The 417-nt window shown below is 56.6% G+C and carries 1 protein-coding gene; it reads right to left on the bottom strand.

From position 1 onward, the window contains the following. Positions 1–264: DoxX family protein (locus tag ACWTU8_RS32995; RefSeq protein ID WP_455851399.1), on the bottom strand; the 264-nt coding region annotated here is incomplete at its 3' end. Positions 265–417: the final 153 nt, after the last annotated feature.

Raw genomic sequence — 417 nt, 5'->3', positions numbered from 1 at the left:
CAGGATAGCGCCGAGGACGGCGGTGGCCGGGATGGCGTAAAGGATGGCGCAGGCGAGTACGATCGGACCCACGATACGGGTCAGGTCCATCGCGAACCCGGTTTCCTGCATCATGCTCGCGAACTGTGCCGGCGCGAAAAGCTGAATGGTGCCGTCTGTCGCCAGAGCGGCAACGACAAACGCGCTCATTATCCGGCCGGCCCACAGGGCGCGATGCAAGGTCATGGTTTCAGGCGGCTGATGCAGGTTCATCGTTTCGGACACTTGTCATTCTCCGATGGGGGGATCCCATATTCGAAGCTTACTGTGCGTCTTGGATGTGATAAACACCGACAAAGAGAACCAACTGTTCTCTTTTTGGGAAACAATACCGGGGCACGAAAATGCAGAACCTCGAACCCATCCTCATCTTCATAA

It is taken from the genome of Mesorhizobium sp. BHbdii, assembly GCF_053848045.1.
Note: the sequence above shows the minus strand (reverse complement) of the source record. Positions and strands in the feature narration are given on the sequence as shown.